The sequence below is a fragment of the Variovorax sp. genome (assembly GCF_035634955.1).
Taxonomy (GTDB): domain Bacteria; phylum Pseudomonadota; class Gammaproteobacteria; order Burkholderiales; family Burkholderiaceae_C; genus Variovorax.
Map to the genome: position 1 here is coordinate 167758 of NZ_DASQBZ010000026.1, position 17578 is coordinate 185335.

21 protein-coding genes are annotated in these 17578 nt (G+C 67.6%); 17 read left to right on the top strand and 4 right to left on the bottom strand.

From position 1 onward, the window contains the following. Position 1: 1 nt before the first annotated feature. Genes VES41_RS18040 through VES41_RS18050 form a run of 3 tightly spaced genes read left to right on the top strand, consistent with a single transcriptional unit; the run spans position 2 to position 2195 of the window. Positions 2-997, top strand: a complete 996-nt coding sequence (locus tag VES41_RS18040; protein WP_324819865.1) for an MlaD family protein — start codon at positions 2-4, stop codon at positions 995-997. A gap of 11 nt (positions 998-1008) precedes the next feature. Beyond that, the gene (locus VES41_RS18045) at positions 1009-1701 is read left to right on the top strand and encodes an ABC-type transport auxiliary lipoprotein family protein (protein ID WP_324819866.1); all 693 of its coding nucleotides are present in this window, start codon (positions 1009-1011) and stop codon (positions 1699-1701) included. 11 nt (positions 1702-1712) lie between these two features. Further along, on the top strand, positions 1713-2195 hold the full coding sequence (locus VES41_RS18050) for a metallophosphoesterase family protein (protein WP_324819868.1): 483 nt from the start codon (positions 1713-1715) through the stop codon (positions 2193-2195). Positions 2196-2216: 21 nt separating this feature from the next. Here the strand turns inward: VES41_RS18050 and VES41_RS18055 are convergent, their stop codons facing one another. Next, complete coding sequence (locus VES41_RS18055; RefSeq protein WP_324819870.1) at positions 2217-2966, bottom strand: SDR family oxidoreductase; 750 nt, start codon at positions 2964-2966, stop codon at positions 2217-2219. Between the two features lie 104 nt (positions 2967-3070). On the opposite strand from VES41_RS18055, the gene VES41_RS18060 reads away from it, so the two are divergent. The 3 genes from VES41_RS18060 to VES41_RS18070 are packed head-to-tail and all read left to right on the top strand — an operon-like array spanning position 3071 to position 5271. Next, on the top strand, positions 3071-3679 hold the full coding sequence (locus tag VES41_RS18060; RefSeq protein ID WP_324819872.1) for a 2-hydroxychromene-2-carboxylate isomerase: 609 nt from the start codon (positions 3071-3073) through the stop codon (positions 3677-3679). Between the two features lie 26 nt (positions 3680-3705). Next, positions 3706-4389, top strand: coding sequence for a dienelactone hydrolase family protein (locus tag VES41_RS18065; RefSeq protein WP_324819915.1), 684 nt, complete (start codon positions 3706-3708; stop codon positions 4387-4389). A 3-nt stretch (positions 4390-4392) separates the two neighbouring features. After that, positions 4393-5271 (top strand): amidohydrolase family protein, encoded by an 879-nt coding sequence (locus VES41_RS18070; protein ID WP_324819874.1) that lies wholly within the window; start codon positions 4393-4395, stop codon positions 5269-5271. A gap of 30 nt (positions 5272-5301) precedes the next feature. Here the strand turns inward: VES41_RS18070 and VES41_RS18075 are convergent, their stop codons facing one another. Further along, positions 5302-6237: a LysR family transcriptional regulator gene (locus VES41_RS18075; protein WP_324819876.1), complete on the bottom strand. Its 936-nt coding sequence runs from the start codon at positions 6235-6237 to the stop codon at positions 5302-5304. Positions 6238-6499: 262 nt separating this feature from the next. On the opposite strand from VES41_RS18075, the gene VES41_RS18080 reads away from it, so the two are divergent. Continuing rightward, positions 6500-6862 (top strand): alpha/beta hydrolase, encoded by a 363-nt coding sequence (locus VES41_RS18080; protein WP_324819878.1) that lies wholly within the window; start codon positions 6500-6502, stop codon positions 6860-6862. Between the two features lie 58 nt (positions 6863-6920). Continuing rightward, entirely contained in the window at positions 6921-7286 is a 366-nt protein-coding gene (locus VES41_RS18085) for a DUF4148 domain-containing protein (protein WP_324819881.1), read from the top strand. Between the two features lie 108 nt (positions 7287-7394). On the opposite strand, the gene VES41_RS18090 is transcribed toward VES41_RS18085, so the two are convergent. Together VES41_RS18090 and hemB are read right to left on the bottom strand one after the other, a co-directional pair. After that, on the bottom strand, positions 7395-8582 hold the full coding sequence (locus VES41_RS18090) for a magnesium transporter CorA family protein (protein ID WP_324819883.1): 1188 nt from the start codon (positions 8580-8582) through the stop codon (positions 7395-7397). 5 nt (positions 8583-8587) lie between these two features. Next, the gene (gene hemB, locus VES41_RS18095; protein ID WP_324819885.1) at positions 8588-9616 is read right to left on the bottom strand and encodes a porphobilinogen synthase; all 1029 of its coding nucleotides are present in this window, start codon (positions 9614-9616) and stop codon (positions 8588-8590) included. Between the two features lie 374 nt (positions 9617-9990). Between hemB and VES41_RS18100 the strand changes: the two genes are divergently transcribed. From VES41_RS18100 to VES41_RS18140, 9 genes are all read left to right on the top strand, one after another. Beyond that, positions 9991-10413 carry a CopD family protein gene (locus VES41_RS18100; protein WP_324819889.1) on the top strand — a complete coding sequence of 141 codons (423 nt, stop codon included), beginning with the start codon at positions 9991-9993 and terminating at the stop codon, positions 10411-10413. A gap of 4 nt (positions 10414-10417) precedes the next feature. Next, a complete protein-coding gene (locus VES41_RS18105) occupies positions 10418-11527 on the top strand; it encodes a VanZ family protein (protein WP_324819891.1) in 1110 nt (369 codons plus the stop codon). A 9-nt stretch (positions 11528-11536) separates the two neighbouring features. Continuing rightward, positions 11537-11884 (top strand): (2Fe-2S) ferredoxin domain-containing protein, encoded by a 348-nt coding sequence (locus tag VES41_RS18110; RefSeq protein ID WP_324819893.1) that lies wholly within the window; start codon positions 11537-11539, stop codon positions 11882-11884. A gap of 4 nt (positions 11885-11888) precedes the next feature. Then, positions 11889-12536, top strand: a complete 648-nt coding sequence (locus tag VES41_RS18115) for an alpha/beta hydrolase (RefSeq protein ID WP_324819895.1) — start codon at positions 11889-11891, stop codon at positions 12534-12536. Between the two features lie 25 nt (positions 12537-12561). Beyond that, entirely contained in the window at positions 12562-13743 is a 1182-nt protein-coding gene (locus tag VES41_RS18120; RefSeq protein ID WP_324819897.1) for a D-alanyl-D-alanine carboxypeptidase family protein, read from the top strand. A 298-nt stretch (positions 13744-14041) separates the two neighbouring features. Then, a complete protein-coding gene (gene rpsL / locus VES41_RS18125) occupies positions 14042-14419 on the top strand; it encodes a 30S ribosomal protein S12 (RefSeq protein ID WP_324819917.1) in 378 nt (125 codons plus the stop codon). Positions 14420-14574: 155 nt separating this feature from the next. After that, positions 14575-15048, top strand: coding sequence for a 30S ribosomal protein S7 (gene rpsG, locus VES41_RS18130; protein WP_286661981.1), 474 nt, complete (start codon positions 14575-14577; stop codon positions 15046-15048). 82 nt (positions 15049-15130) lie between these two features. Then, a complete protein-coding gene (fusA, locus tag VES41_RS18135; protein WP_324819899.1) occupies positions 15131-17233 on the top strand; it encodes an elongation factor G in 2103 nt (700 codons plus the stop codon). A gap of 165 nt (positions 17234-17398) precedes the next feature. Next, positions 17399-17578, top strand: a 180-nt coding sequence (locus VES41_RS18140; protein WP_324817430.1) for a GTP-binding protein, incomplete at its 3' end; no start/stop codon positions are given.

Below are 17578 nucleotides of genomic sequence, written 5' to 3' on the forward strand. Positions count from 1 at the left end.
CATGGAAAACAAAGCCCACGCGCTGGCTGCCGGCGCCTTCGTGATCGCCCTCATCGGGATGATCGTGGCCCTGGTGATGTGGTTCACGCGCGACCAGACGGTGCGCAACACCTACGAACTGACCACCAGCGAGGCGGTCAGCGGGCTGCAGCCGCAGGCCCAGGTGCGTTATCGCGGCATCGCCGTCGGCCGCGTGACCGCGATCGATTTCGACCCGAAGATCCGCGGCAACGTGCTGGTGCGCATCTCGGTGGACGAGCGCGTGCCCCTGACCGAGTCGAGCTACGCCGCGCTGAGCTACCAGGGCGTGACCGGTCTGGCCTCGATCGCGCTCAACGACGACGGCAAGTCGCAGGTGCCGCTCAAGCCGGACAACGGCAATCCGCCGCGCATCCCGCTGCGGCCGTCCACCTTCGCCATGCTGCAGGAGCGCGGCGAGGCCATTCTTGCCCGCGTGGAGCAGACGGTCGACGAACTGCACCAGCTGATGGACGAGAAGAACCGCCAGCGCGTGTCCGACGCGCTGGAGAACATTGCCCAGGCGGCGGCCAGCGCCAACAACCTGACGCGCAGCCTGGACGCCGCCGTCAAGGATGGACTCAACCCGGCGCTCAAGGCCGTGCCGACCCTGGCGAAGAACGCCACCACCACCCTGGCCGGCGTGAACAAGGCGGCGAGCGACGTCTCGCGCGTGGCCAACAACCTCAACACCACGGTGACCCGCCTGAACGCGCAGGGCGGGGCGATCGAGCGGCTGGGCACGGGCACCGAGGGCCTGAGCCATGCGCTCGACAGCTTCAGCGTCACCACGCTGCCGCGCGTGAACCGGATGGCCGACGACACCGCGCAGGCGGTGCGCCGTCTGGGCCGCGCGGCCGACAACATCAACCAGAATCCGCAATCGCTGCTGTTCGGCAGCGGCGAAGTCCAACCCGGGCCGGGCGAGCCCGGCTTTGCGCCGCCGGCAGCGAACGCAGCCAAGCCCGCGCGCCCATGATGGAGCCCTGCATGCGTCCTAGCCATACCCACCTCGAGCAGCGCCGCGCATTGCTGGCGTCCCTCGGGCTGGCCCTGCCGCTGGCGTTCGCCGGCTGCGGCGCGCTGCCCGACAAGCCTGCGCGCGCCACGCTGTACGACTTCGGGCCCGGCCCGCTCGCCGCCGGCGCCGAGCCTGCCGCCCCGAGCCTGCCGCCGGTGCTGCTGGCCGACGTGGATGCCCAGGCACGGCTGGACGGCACGCAGATCCTCTACCGCCTCGTCTATGGCGACGGCAACGAACTGCGCCCGTACGGGCAATCGCGCTGGAGCATGGCGCCGACCCAGTTGCTGCGCGACCGCGTGCGTGACGGACTGGCCCTGCGGCGCGTGGTGCTGGGCCCGGACGAGAGCGCCAACGTCGCGCGCGTGGACGGGCGTCTGCCGCTGCGCCTGCACCTGACCCTCGACGAGTTCTGCCAGTACTTCGAGTCGCCTGCCAGCAGCTACGGCCTCGTGCGCGTGCGCGCCACGCTGCTGGCCGCCAGCGCGTCGGGCGATCGCGTGGTCGGACAGCGCGGCTTCAGCGCGCGCCAGGCGGCGCCGAGCGCCGATGCGCCCGGCGGCGTCAAGGCGCTGGCCCTGGCCAGCGATGCGCTGGTCGCCCAGCTCGTGCAATGGGTCGATACGCTGCAGGCGCAGCAGTCCCAGCCGGCGGCGCGCTGAAGGGAGCGCACATGCCGTCGACCCGCATCGGCCTCATCTCCGACACGCACGGCCTGCTGCGGCCGCAGGCTCTCGAATTCCTGGCCGGGTGCGATCACATCGTGCATGGCGGCGACATCGGCTCGCCCGAGATCCTGGCGCAGCTGGCCGCCATCGCGCCGGTGACTGCGGTGAGGGGGAACAACGACCGCGCCGAGTGGGCGGCGCAGGTTCCCGAGACCGAGTTCCTGCAGGTGGGCGAGGTGTTCATCTATGCGCTGCACGACCTGGCCCTGCTCGACATCGATCCGGCCGGTGCCGGCGTGCAGGTGGTGGTGTCTGGGCATTCGCATCAGCCGCTGATCGACGAGCGCGGCGGCGTGCTGTTCGTCAATCCGGGCAGCGCGGGGCCGCGGCGCTTCAAGCTGCCGATCTGCGCCGGAGAACTCGTCGTCAGCGGCGCGCAGGTGACGGCGCGCATCCATCACTTCGACATCCCGCCCGGCACGCCGTGAGCTGCGTCGGAGCTGGTCGGCTCAACGCCCGCCGGCGACGTCGATGAAACTGCCGGTCACGTAGCCGGCCTCGGGCGAGAGCAGCCAGACGATGGCCGCGGCCACTTCGTCGGCAGTGCCCACGCGCTTCATCGGCACCGTGCCGGCGAGGTCGAAGGCCCGCTGCGGCATGCCGCCGGAGGCATGGATCTCGGTGTCGATGAGGCCGGGACGCACGGCGTTCACGCGGATGCCTTCTTCGGCCAGCTCCTTGGACAGGCCGTTCGTGAAGGTGTCGATGGCGCCCTTGCTGGCCGCGTAGTCCACGTACTGGGCGGGCGCGCCCAGGCGGGCGGCGGCGCTCGAGACGTTGACGATCGCACCGCCCCGGCCGCCATGGCGAGTGCTCATGCGGCGCACCGCCTCGCGCGCGCACACGAAGCTTCCGATGACGTTGATGCGCAGCATGCGCTCGAGGCGCTGCACGCTCATCTCGTCGACCCGCGCTCTGACATCGACCACGCCAGCGTTGTTGACCAGCGCGTCCAGGCGGCCGAAGTGGGCGTCGACTTCGCGGAACATCGCCTGGACCTGCGACTCGTCGCCGACGTCCGCCGCCACGGCGAGGGCGCGGCCGCCGTGGGCGCGTATCTGCCCGGCGACCTGTTCGGCCGCCTCTGCATGGCGTGCATAGTTGATCGCGACGGCCCAGCCGCGCCGCGCGGCCAGCAGGGCGGTGGCGGCGCCGATGCCACGGCTGCCACCCGTGACGAGGACGACAGGAGGGTTCATGTTTCGCTCGCGCCTGCAAGGGCGCCCCGTGTCGGTTACAACCGCACGATTACATCAGGTTCGAAGCATCGGGGCCGGCAGCGGCCCCTTCACCAGGAGACCGTTTGAAGTCCACCATCGACTACTACTTCGCCCCGCAGAGCCCATGGACCTACCTCGGTCACGGGCGCCTTTGCGAGATCGCGCAACGCCATGGCGCCGACGTGCGCGTCCGCCCGATCGATCTCGGCCAGGTCTTCCCCGTCTCGGGCGGATTGCCGCTGGGCAAGCGCGCCCCGCAGCGGCAGGGCTACCGCCTGCAGGAACTGGCGCGCTTCTCGCGGCACCTGGGCCTGCCGTTGAACCCGCAGCCGCGTTTCTTCCCGGTGGCAGGCGATGCGGCAGCGCGCCTGGTCGTCGCCGTCGACCTGAATGACGGGTCGGCGGCCGCGCTGCGGTTGGCCGGCGCGGTCTTCGCCGCGGTGTGGGCCCAGGAGCGCGACATCGCGGACACCGCAGTGCTCGCACAGCTCCTGCAGGAATGCGAATTGCCGGCCGACCGGCTGGCGCAGTCGCAGGCGGGCGAGGCCGACGAGCGTTACCAGCGCTACACGCGCGAGGCGATCGAGGCCGGCGTGTTCGGCGCGCCCAGCTACGTCGTGGGCGACGAGATCTTCTGGGGCCAGGACCGGCTCGATTTCCTGGAACGCGCCTTGCAGCAGCAAGGCCGATGAACATCAAAGCGAAGGAGCAGCATTCCATGGGCCAATTCATCGATCTGACCGCCAAGGACGGCACCACCATTCCCGCCTACGTGGCTGAACCGGCGGGCCAGCCGCGCGGCGCGGTCGTCGTCCTGCAGGAGATCTTCGGCGTCAATGCGCACATCCGTGCCGTGGCCGACGGCTATGCTGCCGCCGGCTACCTGGCGGTGGCGCCCGCCACGTTCCAGCGCGTCCGTTCCGGCGTCGAACTGGGCTATGTCGACGAGGACAGGAAGGCAGGCGCCGCCCTGAAGGCGGCGGTCGAGGGACTGCCGGCGCCGGGCGTCATGCAGGACCTGCAGGCCGCGGTGGACTATGCAGGGCGTGCCGGCAAGGTCGGCATGGTGGGTTATTGCTGGGGCGGGCTGCTCACCTGGCGCGCCGCCAGCCTCGTCGACGGGCTGGCCGCGGCTGTCCCGTACTACGGAGGCGGCATGACGACGCCCCAGGAAAGCGCACGCCAGCCGAAAGTGCCGGTGCTGGCGCACTTCGGCGAGCAGGACCACTGGATCTCACTCGACTCCGTACAGGCCTTCGCCAAGGCGCATCCCGAGGTGACGGTGCACGTCTATCCGGCCGACCACGGTTTCAACTGCGACCAGCGGGGCGCGTACGACGCCGACGCGGCCAGGCTGGCGCGCGAGTGCACGCTCGCCTTCTTCCAGCAGCACGTGGGCTGAGGCGTGCGGCGCACGCTGCTGCTTGCCGGACTGCTGCTCGCGCAGGCCGGGCACGCCTGGACCGCCGACTACGCCGGTCCGTTGTTCGATGCGCACCTGCACTACAACGTGGAGGCCTGGGACGGCCACGCCGGGCCCTACCCGCCGGCGGCGGCGGTGGCGCGCATGCAGCGCAACGGCGTGCGCGCCATCCTGTCGAACTCCCGGCCCAACGACGGCACGCACACGTTGGCCGGCTCGCCCGAGGCGGCTGACGCTGGCGTGAAGGTAGTGCCGTTCGTGCGCGTCTATCGCAATCGGGCCGACTACAGCAACTGGTTTCGGGACCCGGGCATCTTCGACATGGTCCAGGCCGAGCTGGCGCGCGGCACCGCGGCCGGGCCGTTCAAGGGCATTGGCGAGTTCCACCTGTATGACAGCGCCAATGCCAACGGGCCGGTCGCGCGCCAGATCGTGGCGCTGGCCGAGCAGCGCGGCCTGGCGCTGCTGGCGCATGTCGACGACCGCGCGGTGGAGCTGCTGATGGAAGGCTCGCCAACGGCGGGGAGGAAACTGCGCCTGATCTGGGCGCACACGGGCATTGGCGGCGTGCCGGTGGAACGGGTGCGCGAGTTGCTCGAGCGCTACCCCGGCCTCATGGGCGAACTGTCATACCGGCCGGGGCTGGTCTGCGAGGGTGGGCAGCTCTGTGCGCCGTGGCGGCGCCTGATCGAGGACTTTCCCGATCGTTTCATGATCGGTTCGGACACCTGGATCAACGCCCGCTGGGCCAGCTACGACGATCTGATGGCCGACTACCGCGCGTGGCTGGGCGGACTGCCGCCCGACCTGGCGCGCCGCGTGGCCTGGGACAACGCGGCGACGTTGTTCGCGATGCAGTAGCCGGGCCTTGCGGCGGCTGCCGTCGGCCGATCAGCCGGCGGACGGGCCGGCGGCTGCGGCTGCCGTCCCGTTGCGCGCCGTGGCCTTTCCGACCCGCTCCTCGAGGAAGCTCAGCAGCGCGCGCAGCGCGGCGCTGTTGTGGCGGCGTTGCAGATAGGCGGCGTACAGCCACATGTCCTTGCGCACGTAGGTCTGCAGCACCGGCTCGAGCTCGCCATGGTCGATGTGCGACTGCACCACCAGCGCGGGCAGGTAGATCACGCCGAAGCCCTGCAGCGCTACCTGCACCAGCGCGCCGCTGTCGGTCGAGTCCATGCGGCTCTTGACCGAGACGTCGACAGCGCGCCCGTCTTCCTCGAAGCGCCATTGCGGGTTCGGCCCGTCGGCGGCGTTGGTCAGCGCGACGTGCCGGGACAGGTCGGTCGGACTTTGCGGCATGCCGTTGCGGCGCCAGTAGCGCGGCGAGGCGCAGACCACCAGCTTGATCGGCACCAGGCGGCGCACGATGAGGTTCTGGTCCACGATGGGGCCCAGGCGCAGCGCGATGTCGATGCCTTCCTCGGCCAGGTCGACCGCGCGGCTCGTCAGGTGCAGGCTGATGTCCACGTCCGGGTAGTAGCCCATGAACTGGCCGAGCAACTCGGGCAGGGCGCCCTGGCCCATGCCCGGCGGTGCCGCGATGCGCACCCGCCCGGCGGGCTGGACGGCGCGATCCTGCAGCTCCGACTGCGTCAGCTCGACGAGCTCGAGCATCGGCGTGCTGCGCTCGAGAAGCAGCGCCCCCGCGTCCGTGAGGCTGACCGAGCGGGTGGAGCGGTTGAGCAGGCGCACCCCGAAGCGCGTCTCCAGCTCGGCGATGTACTTGCTGACCGTCGCCTTGGACATGCTGAGCCGGGCGGCGGCACGCGAGAAGTTGCCCTGCTGGGCCACCTCGCGGAAGGTCTTGATCAGTTCGAGACTGTCCATGAATCCGAAATAGATTGTTTCATTTATGGGGCGAATGCCGGGGCCCGCAGAGGCGGGGATGGCCATTGTTTCAAATTCGCGAACACGCTGATTCTTTTTTCCAGGGTTTTTACCTACGAATCTCCATCAAAATTCATTGCACAGGCAAGCAATTCAGCAAGCCTGGGTGAACAAGGCCCGAGCGCGGAAGTCGGCATGCAAGTGAGACGACGACGCCCCAGACCCCGTTCGATTTGTTGAAAACACCCTGAAAGGAACTGAAATGACCTCCGCCACCAAGATCATCGCCGCAACTGCCGTTGCCCTGCTCGCCGCCGTCGGCGCCCAAGCCGAGACCTATGAAGGCGTGCATCCCCTGACTAGCGGCCGCACCCGTGCCGAAGTCCAGGCCGAAGCCGTCGCCGTCGTCGGCAACCCGTACAGCGACGCTGCCTACGCCGGCGTGACCCCGCTGCCCGGCGGTGCCGTGGACCGCGCGGTGGTGCAGCAGCAAGCCGTTGCCGCTGCGCACAACCCGACGCAGAACCTGGACTCCAAGTCCTTCGTGAACAGCCAGATCCCGGCGCAGTACACGAATGGTTCGCTGGCCCGCCGCCAGGACCAACAACGCCAGGCCGCGCTGTAAGGCGCGTTTCGGCGGCAACCCGATTCACCCTCCTGAACTCAACCACTGAGAAACGATCATGACCAAGTCCAAGCTTTTCGCCGTCGCCGCTGTGGCGCTCCTGACCGCTGCGGGCGCCGCGCAGGCTGAAACCTACGAAGGTGTGCATCCCCAGACGTCGGCGCTGAACCGCGCGGACGTGCAGGCCCAGGCTGTTGCCGCGGCCCACGCGAAGGACCAGAACGTCGTCCGCGGTTCGCGCGGCGCCGAAACGGTCGCCGTCTCGCGTGATCGTGCCGAAGTGCGCGAAGAAGCGATTGCCGCCGCCGCCCAGCCCGACCAGAACGTTTCGGCCGGCTCGCGCGTCAACAGCAAGGTGATCTCCACCATGCCGACGTCGTCGAGCGCGCGTGCCCAGTCGGCGCCGCAAGGCAGCCGCATGTAAGTACACCGGGTCGGGCCGCCTTCGGGCGCTCCGCTCCGCCTCCAAGGGCCGGCTGGCGCCTCGTGCGCCGCCGGCCCTTTTTCGTGGGCGCGCCGGCGGCGAGCCACCTCAGCTGGAGGTGCGTGCCAGATACCGCTTGCGCCAGAAGACCAGCACCAGCACCAGCGCGATGAGCAGCATGGATGCCAGGGCGATCCAGAATCCGTCGGTCTTGTGCAGCAGCGGGATCGAATCGAAGTTCATGCCGAAGATGCCGGCGATCAGGTTCAGCGGCAGGAACACGGCGGTCAGCACTGTCAGCACCCGCATGATGTCGTTGGTGCGGTGGCTCTGGATGTTGAAGTGCATCTGCACCGCGGTTTCGGCATCCTGCTCGAGCCGGCGCACGTGATGCGTTACGCGCTCGACGTGCTCGAGCACGTCCCGGCTGCGCACCATCAGGAGTTCGTGCTCGCGGCCGGCCGCCTTTCCGGCCGGAGGCAGCGTCTCAAGTTCGTCGAGCCAGTCCTGCATGGCGTCGCGCTGGTCTTCGCATACCTCGTTGAGGTGGCGCAGCGCCTGGCGCGCCTGCATCAGCGCGCCCCAGTTGCTGAAGCGGCTGCGGCTGTCCAGCAGTTCCGCCTGCCAGTGGTCGAGCTGGCGCGACAGTTCGCGCCGCAGCTCGAGGTAGCCGTCGACGATATGGTTGACCACACGCAGCATCAGGTCCGCCGGGCCGGTGGGCAGGCGGGCACTGAGCGCCCGCGCATCCAGGGCCGGGGCGGCGGCGGCATGCGAGGCGGCGCTGAGCCTGGAGGCGAAGAAGTCCCGCATGCTGCCGTCTTCCGGGTGCACCGACAGCAGCACCCGGTCGAAGACGGCAAAGCCCACCGGCCGGGTGTCGATCCGCCGCAAGGCCGGCAGACCCCCGCGGCGCCGGACCGGATCCACAGCCGCCGGCGCGGACGGCGCGGTCTGCATCGGCGTCGGCGGCCGCATGGCAGCCTCGGGCGTCGCCGGGATATCGCGCCTGCCGCCGTCGCCGACCAGCCGGCGGAACACCAGTACGTCGTAGTCGGACGTGTAGTCATGGTGCGAGGGCAACTGGTCGTTGAGCAGGTCGCTGACGTGCAGGTCGACCAGGCGTGTGCCGCCAACACTCTGCAGCACGGCCTGGACCTCGGCGAGCTGGCCGCGCAATTCCTCGCGGGTCAGCGAGATCCACAGGTAGCCTTCCAGGCAGGCGTCCGGCTGCGTCAGTCCTGCCAGGTCGGTCAGTTCCTGCGCGCCGGCGCCGCTGATGTGGAAGAGGCGCATGCAGCTCAGCCGCCTCGGCGGTCCTGGCGCAGCAGGCGAGCGGCGTCGAGGGCGAAATAGGTCAGCACGCCGTCGGCCCCGGCCCTCTTGAAGGCGAGCAGACTCTCGAGCATGACCGCGTCGTGGTCGAGCCACCCATTGGCCGCCGCGGCCTTGAGCATGGCGTATTCGCCGCTGACCTGGTAGGCGAAAGTGGGCACGCGCAACTGCTCCTTCACCCGGCGCACGATGTCGAGATACGGCATGCCGGGCTTGACCATGACCATGTCGGCGCCTTCGGCGATGTCCATCGCGACTTCGCGCAGCGCCTCGTCGCTGTTGCCCGGGTCCATCTGGTAGACCTTCTTGTTGCTCTTGCCGAGGTTGGCCGCCGAGCCGACGGCGTCGCGGAAGGGCCCGTAGAAGGCGCTGGCGTATTTCGCGCTGTAGGCCATGATGCGGGTGTGGATGAGGCCCGCCCCCTCCAGTGCCTGGCGGATGGCGCCGATGCGGCCGTCCATCATGTCGCTCGGCGCGACGATGTCCACGCCGGCTCGGGCTTGCGCCAACGCCTGGCGCACCAGGATCTCGACGGTCGGATCGTTCAGGATGTAGCCGTCGTCGTCGAGCACGCCGTCCTGGCCGTGGCTGGTGTAGGGGTCCAGTGCCACGTCGGTCATCACGCCCAGTTGCGGGAAGCGCTGTTTGAGCGCGGACACCACGCGCGGAATCAGGCCATCGGGGTTGAAGGCCTCGTCGCCGCCGGGCGTCTTCAGGGACGAGTCGATGACCGGGAACAGCGCCAGCGCGGGGATGCCGAGCTCGACGCAGCGTTCGGCCACGGGAAGCAACTCGTCCAGGCTGAGCCGCTCGACGCCCGGCATGGAGTCGACTGCGTCGCGCCGGTTGCGGCCCTCCTGCACGAACACCGGGTAGATCAGGTCATGGCAGGACAGGGCGTGCTCGCGCACCAGGTTGCGCGTGAACTCGTCGCGGCGAAGGCGGCGCGGGCGGCCAGCGGGATAGGGCGCGAAGGGGGAGAAGGAAGCAGTCATTTGTCCAAAATTGTGCCCGAACCGAGGCCGGTGTTGTTTTTTCCGCACGACCGTTCGTCCGGACAAACCCCAGATATGTGAATCGTTCTGCTTCATAAGCTGTTTTGCACACGTGCAACGTAAGTCAGCCGCTTGAACAAACCTCGCACGTTTGTTAAATTTCCTGTTGGGCGGCTTGCCGCTCCCCGCTTTTCCTCCCTGAGCGGGTGCCTTGATGTGTGACAGCAAAAGGGCTTCCCGCCCGGCGTGCGAACGCCGGGCTTTTTTTTGTCCGCGGCGTGCGAACGCCGGGTTTTTTTGTCCGCGGCGTGCGGACGCCGGGCTTTACATGACTCGCGCGAGGCTGTGCCACCGCCGGTCCTACACTCGTCGCGATGCTCTGGGTCAAGTCGCTTCACATCGTCTTCGTTGTCAGCTGGTTCGCCGGCCTGTTCTACCTTCCGCGCCTCTTCGTCAACCTGGCCATGGTCCCGCCGGGGTCGGAAGCCGAGCGCGCCCGCCTGCTGCTGATGGCGCGCAAGTTGTTTCGCTTCACGACGATGCTGGCGGTGCCGGCGGTGGGTTTCGGCCTGTGGCTCTGGCTCGGCTGGGGTATTGGCCGGGGCGCCGGCTGGATGCATGCGAAGCTGGCGCTGGTGCTGGTCGTGATCGGCTACCACCATGGTTGCGGGGTGCTGCTGCGCCGCTTCATCGGCGGAGCCGACCGTCGCAGTCACCGCTGGTATCGCTGGTTCAACGAACTGCCGGTGCTGCTGCTGCTGGGCATTGTCCTGCTGGTGGTGCTCAAGCCGTTCTGAAGCGGTGAACACGCACCGGTCGACCGCCCTGCCGCTGGCGCTGGCGTATGCCGCGCTCATCGGCTACGCGAGCCTCTACCCGTTCGGCGGGTGGCGCGACCAGGGCATCGTGCCGTGGGCTTTCGTCACCGCGCCGCTGCCACGCTACTGGACCGGTTTCGACGTCGGCGTGAACGTGGTCGGGTACATCCCGCTGGGCTTCCTCCTGGCGCTGGGGATGCTGCGCCACAAGCCGGAAAGCTCCGGACTTCGGGTGGCCCTGCGCGCCGGCGCGATCGGCGCGGCGATCTCGTTCGCGATGGAGGCGCTGCAAAGCTATCTGCCCGCACGTATCGCGTCGAACGTCGACTGGGGGCTGAACAGCGTCGGCGCATTCGTCGGCGCCGCGTCGGCTTCGGCGCTCGAGCGCCTGGGCGGCGTGGCCCACTGGCAGCGCGCCCGAAGCGCCTGGTTCCTGGACGAGGCGCGCGGGGCGCTGGTGCTGCTGGCGCTGTGGCCGGTGGCGTTGCTGTTCCCGGCGGCAGTCAGCTTCGGCCTGGGCCAGGTCTATGAAAGATTCGAGGATGCGGTGTCGGAGCTGCTGGCCGACACCCCGTTCATCGACTGGGTGCCGGTGCGCCAGTTCGAGCTCGAACCGCTGGTGCCGGGCGCGGAAATGCTGTGCGTGATGTTCGGCGCGCTGGTGCCATGCCTGCTGGCGTTCGTGGTCGCCCGGTCGCGGCAGCGGCGCACCCTGCTGTTGCCGGCAATCCTGGCGCTGGGCGTGGCTGCCAGTGCGTTGTCCGCCGGCCTGAGCTGGGGCCCGCAGCACGCATGGGCCTGGCTGGACGCGCCGGTGCAGCTCGGGCTGGCCGCGGCGGCCGTGGTCGGCGCGCTGCTGCTGCCCGCGCCACGGCGCCTGTGCGCCGGCCTGGCGCTGATCGCCATCGTGGTCCAGCTCAGCCTGCTCAACCAGGCGCCCGAAAGCGCCTACTTCGCACAGACCCTCGCCACCTGGGAGCAGGGACGCTTCATCCGCTTCCATGGCGTGGTGCAGTGGCTGGGGTGGATCTGGCCCTTCGCCACGCTGGGCTACCTGCTGCTGGTGCTGTCGAGGGACATACGCCAAACCTAGAATGCCGGCATGACAGCACCCGCCAACACGCCCGGCTACTACGAGCGGCACATCTTCTTCTGCCTCAACGAGCGCAAAGGGGGCGAACAGTCCTGTGCTCAATACGATGCGCAGGCCGGCTTCGAGCATTGCAAGGTGCGCATCAAGAAAGAAGGCCTGTCGGGCAAGGGCAAGGTGCGCGTGAACAAGGCCGGGTGCCTGGACCGGTGCGCCGGCGGACCGGTGGCGGTGGTCTATCCGGAAGGCGTCTGGTACAGCTACGTGGACAAGGCCGACATCGACGAGATCGTCGATTCGCACCTGCGCAACGGCAAGGTGGTCGAGCGCCTGGTGCTGCCGCCGGACGTCGGTCGCTGATCCGATGAATTCCCGCACCGAGAAGCTGGCGCTGCACGGCGCCGCCGGCGCGATCGAGGCGCTGCGCGATCCGCCCGCCGTCGGCACCACTGCGCAGGGCGTCGCTTTCATCGCCCATCCGCACCCCCTGTTCGGCGGCACCATGGACAACAAGGTGGTGCAGACACTGGCGCGCGCCTTCGTGACCTGCGGCTGGACCAGCGTGCGGTTCAACTTTCGTGGCGTGGGCGGCAGCGCCGGTACGCACGATGAAGGCCGCGGCGAGACCGAAGACCTGCTGTCGGTGATCGAGCAGGCGGCGGCGCAGGGGCCGATCGCCCTGGCGGGCTTTTCGTTCGGCGCCTTCGTCACGATGAACGCCCTGGCGCGGCTGTGGCCGGCGCGCGAACCCCAGCAGGTGGTACTGGTGGGTACGGCCGCGTCACGCTTCGAGGTGCCCCCATTGCCGGCGCCGGCGCACGACCGCACGCTGGTCGTTCATGGCGAACAGGACGACACGGTCGCCCTGGGTGCGGTGATGGATTGGGCAAGGCCGCAGACACTTCCTGTTACTGTGGTCCCCGGGGGTGGTCATTTCTTTCACGGACAATTGCCGCTCCTGAAAAACCTCGTCGTACGCCATCTGCGCGCCGACGAGCGTCGTGTTCCCTGAGATTTCCCCGAAAGCGGCTTCCCTCATGACCCTGTCTCCCAAGGCGCTGCGTGCGCTTTTGCAGTCCTTCCTCGTTCCCTTCATCCTGGCCGCCGGCGGCGTCGCCCAGGCCCAGGTGCCGGCCCCGCCCGAGATCGCGGCGCGCAACTATATGCTGCTGGACGTGACGTCCGGCCAGGTGCTGGCGCAAAAGGACATCGACGCGCAGATCGAGCCGGCCTCGCTGACCAAGCTCATGAGCGCCTACCTCGTCTTCGACGCGCTGCGCGCGAAGAAGCTCACGCTCGACCAGAAGCTGCCGGTGAGCGAACGGGCCTGGAAGACGCCGGGGTCGCGCATGTTCATCGACCCCAAGATGCAAGTGCCGGTGGAAGACCTGATCAAGGGCCTGATCGTTCAGTCGGGCAACGACGCCACGGTGGCGCTGGCCGAGGCCGTGGGCGGCACGGTCGAGCACTTCGTCGAGATGATGAACGAGCAGGCCAAGGCGCTGGGCATGAACAACACCACGTTCAAGAACGTGGACGGCCTGCCGGCGCCCGGCCACCTGACGACGGCTCGCGACCTGAGCATCCTGGCGACGCGGCTGATCCGCGACTATCCGGAAGAATTCAAGTACTACTCGATCAAGAAGTACCGCTATCCGGGCACGCCGGCGTCCAACGACACCAATCGCAATACGCTGCTGTTCCGCGACCCGACGGTCGACGGCCTGAAGACCGGCCACACCGATTCGGCTGGCTATTGCCTCATCGCCACCGCCAAGCGCGACTTTCCCAACCTGTCCGGGGGGCGCCGCCTGCTGTCGATCGTCCTGGGCACGACCAGCGAGAACGTCCGCGCCAACGAGTCGCAAAAGCTGTTGAACTGGGGCTATACCGCCTATGACGACGTGCGGTTGTTCGAGGCCAACCAGCCGGTGGCGACGCCGCGCATCTGGAAGGGCAAGACGGACACGCTCAAGCTCGGCCGCAACGAGCCGATCGTGGTGTCCGTTCCCAGCGGCACGGCCGGCAAGATCACGACCGAGGTCTCGCGTGCCGAGCCGCTGGTCGCGCCCTTCACCAAGAACCAGGCGGTCGGCTCGCTCAAGATCAAGCTGGCCGACCAGCTCATCACCGAAGTGCCGCTGGTGGCGCTCGAGCCGGTGGAGCAGGCCGGGATCGTGGGCCGTACCTGGGACGCCTTGCGCCTCTGGATCAAGTAAGGGGAGGGTGGCCGCCCCCGGCCGCCCCCGGCCGCCCACGGCTGCCGCCTCTGCGCCCGCAGGGCAATTGCCGAGGCTGGGCGGGCGCGCCGCCCGCTGTGCATTGCCCGGCGAAGGCGCAGGTGCTACAATCGAGGGCTTTTCGGAAAAATCCGAAGGGATTCACGTTTTCGCCTTCCGCGCGGACCGTCACGGGGCCGACTGCGATCAGACACCCGGATGATTCATCCAGATGCCTTGCTCCATTTCGGCTTGGGATGCACGGATTGGCGAACTTAAATTTGGGATCAACAGTTCAATGCCTACCATCAATCAACTGGTGCGTCAGGGTCGCGAGGTCGAAAAGGCCAAGTCGAAAAGCCCTGCCATGCAGAACTCGCCGCAACGCCGCGGCGTCTGCACCCGGGTCTACACCACGACCCCCAAGAAGCCGAACTCCGCTCTGCGTAAGGTCGCCAAGGTGCGCCTGACCAACGGTTTCGAAGTCATCTCCTACATCGGCGGCGAAGGCCACAACCTGCAAGAGCACAGCGTCGTGCTCGTGCGCGGCGGCCGTGTGAAGGATCTGCCGGGCGTGCGCTACCACATCGTGCGCGGCTCGCTGGACCTGCAAGGCGTGAAGGATCGCAAGCAGTCGCGTTCCAAGTACGGCGCCAAGCGTCCCAAGAAGGCCTGATCGGCCTCGTTCGTCCAACAACAGTTCATTCGGTGTCCGGTCGCCAGGCAGGCGAATCGGGCGTAGTGACCCGGCAGCGGGTCGAGTAAGTGAGAGTCCCGATGGCTCTCGCGGCGCCGCCGAAGAAGGCGCCAACTGAAGCAAAGAGGTAAAAAATGCCGCGTCGTCGCGAAGTTCCCAAACGTGAAATCCTGCCGGATCCGAAATTCGGCAATGTCGAGCTGTCCAAGTTCATGAACGTGATCATGGAGGGCGGCAAGAAGGCCGTGGCCGAGCGCATCATCTACGGCGCGCTCGACTTCATCGAGCAGAAGAACCCGGGCAAGGACCCGCTGGAAGCCTTCATCATCGCCATCAACAACGTCAAGCCGATGGTGGAAGTGAAGTCGCGTCGTGTGGGTGGTGCCAACTACCAGGTGCCGGTCGAAGTGCGCCCGGTGCGCCGTCTGGCGCTTTCGATGCGCTGGATCAAGGAAGCAGCGCGCAAGCGTGGCGAGAAGTCGATGGCCCTGCGCCTGGCCAACGAGTTGATGGAAGCCACCGAAGGCCGCGGTGGTGCGATGAAGAAGCGCGATGAGGTTCATCGCATGGCCGAGGCCAACAAGGCCTTCAGCCACTTCCGATTCTAAGAACCGCCCCCATATCAGGAATTGGCCGAAAGCCCGACCCGCCGTGTGGTGGGCGGGCTTTCAGCCGTTAACGGAGTAAACCATGTCCCGCAAAACCCCCATCGAGCGCTACCGCAACATCGGTATTTCGGCGCACATCGACGCCGGCAAGACCACCACGACCGAGCGTATCCTGTTCTACACCGGTGTGAACCACAAGATCGGTGAAGTGCACGATGGCGCCGCCACGATGGACTGGATGGAGCAGGAGCAGGAGCGTGGCATCACGATCACGTCGGCTGCCACCACCTGCTTCTGGAAGGGCATGGACCTGTCCTACCCCGAGCACCGCTTCAACATCATCGACACCCCCGGCCACGTGGACTTCACCATCGAGGTGGAGCGTTCCATGCGCGTGCTCGACGGCGCCTGCATGGTGTACTGCGCCGTGGGTGGCGTTCAGCCCCAGTCGGAAACCGTCTGGCGCCAGGCCAACAAGTACAAGGTGCCGCGTCTGGCGTTCGTCAACAAGATGGACCGCACCGGCGCCAACTTCTTCAAGGTCTATGACCAGATGCGCCTGCGCCTGAAGGCCAACCCCGTGCCGATCGTCATCCCGATCGGCGCCGAGGACAACTTCACCGGCGTGGTCGACCTGATCAAGATGAAGGCCATCATCTGGGACGAAGCCTCCCAGGGCATGAAGTTCGAGTTCCAGGACATCCCGGCCGAGCTGGCCGAGTCGGCCAAGGAATGGCGCGAGAAGATGCTCGAAGCGGCTGCCGAGTCGAGCGAAGAGCTGATGAACAAGTACCTGGAAGAGGGCGACCTCTCCGAGGAAGACATCAAGCTGGGCATCCGTACGCGCACGATCGCCACCGAGATCCAGCCGATGCTGTGCGGCACCGCCTTCAAGAACAAGGGCGTGCAGCGCATGCTCGACGCCGTCATCGACTTCCTGCCCTCGCCGATCGACATCCCGCCGGTGGCCGGCACGGATGAGGACGAGCACGAGACGACCCGCAAGGCCGACGACGGCGAGAAGTTCTCGTCGCTGGCGTTCAAGCTCATGACTGACCCGTTCGTGGGCCAGCTCACGTTCGTGCGCGTCTATTCGGGCGTCCTGTCCAAGGGCGACACCGTCTACAACCCGGTCAAGGGCAAGAAGGAGCGCATCGGCCGTATCGTGCAGATGCACGCCAACGAACGCCTGGAAGTCGACGAAATCCGCGCCGGCGACATCGCCGCATGCGTGGGGCTCAAGGACGTGACCACGGGCGAAACCCTGTGCGATCCCGATGCCATCGTGACGCTCGAGCGCATGGTCTTCCCCGAGCCTGTGATCGCGCAGGCCGTGGAACCCAAGACCAAGACCGACCAGGAAAAGATGGGCATCGCGTTGTCGCGCCTGGCGGCCGAGGATCCGTCCTTCCGCGTCAAGACCGACGAGGAATCGGGCCAGACCATCATTTCGGGCATGGGCGAGCTGCACCTCGAAATCATCGTGGACCGCATGAAGCGCGAGTTCGGCGTGGAAGCCAACGTGGGCAAGCCACAGGTGGCCTACCGCGAAACCATCCGCAAGACGGTGGAAGAAGCCGAAGGCAAGTTCGTGCGCCAGTCGGGCGGCAAGGGCCAGTACGGCCACGTCGTGCTCAAGATCGAGCCGAACGAAGCCGGCAAGGGCGTCGAGTTCGTCGATGCGATCAAGGGCGGCGTGGTGCCGCGCGAGTTCATTCCGGCGGTCGAGAAGGGCATCAACGAAGCCGTCAACCAGGGCGTCCTGGCGGGCTACCCCGTGGTTGACGTCAAGGTCACGCTGCACTTCGGCTCGTACCACGACGTGGACTCGAACGAACTGGCGTTCAAGATGGCCGCCATCTTCGGCTTCAAGGAAGGCTGCCGCAAGGCCAGCCCGGTGATCCTGGAGCCGATGATGGCCGTGGAAGTCGAGACGCCGGAAGACTACGCCGGCACGGTCATGGGCGACCTGTCGTCGCGCCGCGGCATGGTCCAGGGCATGGACGACATCGTGGGCGGCGGCAAGGCCATCCGCGCCGAAGTCCCGCTGTCGGAAATGTTCGGCTACTCGACCTCCCTGCGTTCGGCCACCCAAGGCCGTGCGACCTACACGATGGAGTTCAAGCACTACGCGGAAGCCCCGCGCAACGTGTCCGAAGCCATCGTCGCCGCGCGCGCCAAGTAAGCAATACGTCGGGGTCGGCGCAGCCATCTGCGCCGACCCCGATCGAAACAGTCCGGTCTGCGACCGCGTGCCCTCCGTTTCGCCCCGTGGCGGAGGAACCAGCAACGCGGTGCAGACCTAAAACCAATACACGGGCATTGCTCTTTAATCCCTGGAGTTCTCCAAATGGCAAAAGATAAATTCGAGCGCACCAAGCCGCACGTCAACGTGGGCACGATCGGTCACGTTGACCACGGCAAGACCACGCTGACGGCGGCGATCGCGACGGTGCTGTCGTCCAAGTTCGGCGGCATGGCCAAGAAGTACGACGAGATCGACGCTGCGCCCGAAGAAAAGGCGCGCGGC